Here is a 1,850-nt window from a genome sequence, read left to right as displayed (position 1 = left end):
AGTAGAGCTAGGGACATCGAATTCGATATCAACAGCCCTAGCAAATGCCCATCCAAGAATACTAATCATCACTACACATGACACAAACAACAGTACGCTACGGATGCTCATACCTGGCTCCCTTCATCAAGACGAAGGTACTCAGCAATGACAGTGGCAGGCACCAGACGAAGTGCCTTAGCTACCTTCAATGGAGGAGCAGATGCTTTCCAAGCATGGTAGATAGAGATGTATTGCTCAGCTGATGGTTTCACTGCAGTTCTCCTTATTAGTTATATAAATGACAACTTGGTTATATCGAGCCTTAACGCTCTAGTTGAGCATCACAGTGACAACGAGTGATCACATACTTAGAAGAATCAACAAGACCAAAGAACTCCATACATTGAGCTTTGGTGATATAGACAGCCTCGTTAGTACCTAACAGAGTCATATAGGTTTCATTACTACCATCTACCTTAGTAGGTACTACGTCAATTAGGGTATCTGGCTGATCCAGACCCAACACCAATGCCTCAAATGGTTGATGTTTCATTTCTTCTCCTAGATAAGAATCTGAAAGGTCTTGATAACCAAGGCCAGATTGCAGCTGAAGATAACGAAGTAGCAGAACTTGATAAACAGGTTAGTCCAACCTTTGTTAGACCAGAGTATTGCAATGAACAATAGTGCAGCAGTGGTAACCAACATAGTTATTTGAGCAAACATAGTTATTTCCTTTTAGATGAATAAGATAGATAGCCATTGAATACAGTAGCTATCAAACCCAGTGCAAAGAATAGAACTATTACTACTGGGATTGGGGTGAGACGGATAGCTTGAATAAATATCCGTTTAGCAAGTGCCTTGAGGTTCTTCATTACGGTTCAAAGCCGGGTTTGAGCACATAGTTATCGGAACAGACAACATAGTGACGTGGATACATCCCACTATTACTTGGATCAAGTGCCTTATTGATAGCCTCAGCAATAGCTTTGGCTTGTTCAATCGTGAGGATAGGCAATCCTTCCACGAACTTCTCATTTGGGTAATCGTCAGCAAAGTTATCGGTATGAATGATCTTAGCCATGATGTTTACTTTCTATAAGGTAATAGGTTATTTACTAGGTGAAGTCCAATACATCACCAGACTCCAAACGTTTAGCTTCAATGATCGTATTGGTATTTGGTGCTTCAACATGATTGTTGATCAGTTGTACCAATTCCTTAGCAGATGCAACATTCATCACTTCATACACAGTGAGATGTTTAACTGCCTTAGATGCCTGATCATAGGTAATGACAGTAACAATACTCATGATTGTTTCTTTCAAGTAATAGGTTATTCAAGCTCATTAGAAGCGTCAGGAGACGCATACACCTTCAATGGCATATGTGTAGCTGATGATTGAAATGAGCTGTCTGAGAGGGTTTTAGATAGGTTTTAGACCATATTCCAAATGCTTTGCATCAGGGTGTATTGATTGATGAATTCTGGGTGAGAGATCACATGATCTTCATACATTTCACACAGTTCATTAAATGCGTTGAGATAGTCAAAGGGCATGATTTATCCAATCTATATCGTCTGTATATCGGAATGGGAAATGGTAATGATTGAGAGCAACAAACGAGAGTTAATACAGTTAACAGTGTTATCTCCCATCTCTCTCATCATTACCTATATAGAGCTAATCATTAACTACACTAGCTCACCACTCCATGCTCGGAGAGCATTTAAGATTAGATAGAACTCTTCCTTCCTATCTTTCAATCAGACTATCTAATGTAGTGTGCAGTGTGTACGCTTTTATGTGTATGTGTAAAAGAGTAGAGATACTCCAATGTATGGAGTACCTTTGTTCTACTTC

The 1,850-nt window shown here is 39.6% G+C and carries 3 protein-coding genes; all 3 read right to left on the bottom strand.

Annotation, left to right across the window (positions count from 1 at the left end; genetic code table 11):
* Positions 1–304: 304 nt before the first annotated feature.
* Positions 305–535: a hypothetical protein gene (locus QZ994_RS19750; protein WP_290877774.1), complete on the bottom strand. Its 231-nt coding sequence runs from the start codon at positions 533–535 to the stop codon at positions 305–307.
* 324 nt (positions 536–859) lie between these two features.
* The gene (locus QZ994_RS19745; protein WP_290877772.1) at positions 860–1,069 is read right to left on the bottom strand and encodes a hypothetical protein; all 210 of its coding nucleotides are present in this window, start codon (positions 1,067–1,069) and stop codon (positions 860–862) included.
* 34 nt (positions 1,070–1,103) lie between these two features.
* Positions 1,104–1,298, bottom strand: a complete 195-nt coding sequence (locus QZ994_RS19740) for a hypothetical protein (protein WP_290877770.1) — start codon at positions 1,296–1,298, stop codon at positions 1,104–1,106.
* Between the last annotated feature and the right edge of the window lie 552 nt (positions 1,299–1,850).

The sequence above is a fragment of the Aquabacterium sp. genome (assembly GCF_021768455.1).
Classification (GTDB): domain Bacteria; phylum Pseudomonadota; class Gammaproteobacteria; order Burkholderiales; family Burkholderiaceae_C; genus Aquabacterium.
Note: the sequence above shows the minus strand (reverse complement) of the source record. Positions and strands in the feature narration are given on the sequence as shown.

Bases quoted from the DNA above. Each gene is read 5' to 3' on its own strand.
- QZ994_RS19750 (WP_290877774.1), bottom strand. From the start codon at position 535: ATGAAACATCAACCATTTGAGGCATTGGTGTTGGGTCTGGATCAGCCA.
- QZ994_RS19745 (WP_290877772.1), bottom strand. From the start codon at position 1,069: ATGGCTAAGATCATTCATACCGATAACTTTGCTGACGATTACCCAAAT.
- QZ994_RS19740 (WP_290877770.1), bottom strand. From the start codon at position 1,298: ATGAGTATTGTTACTGTCATTACCTATGATCAGGCATCTAAGGCAGTT.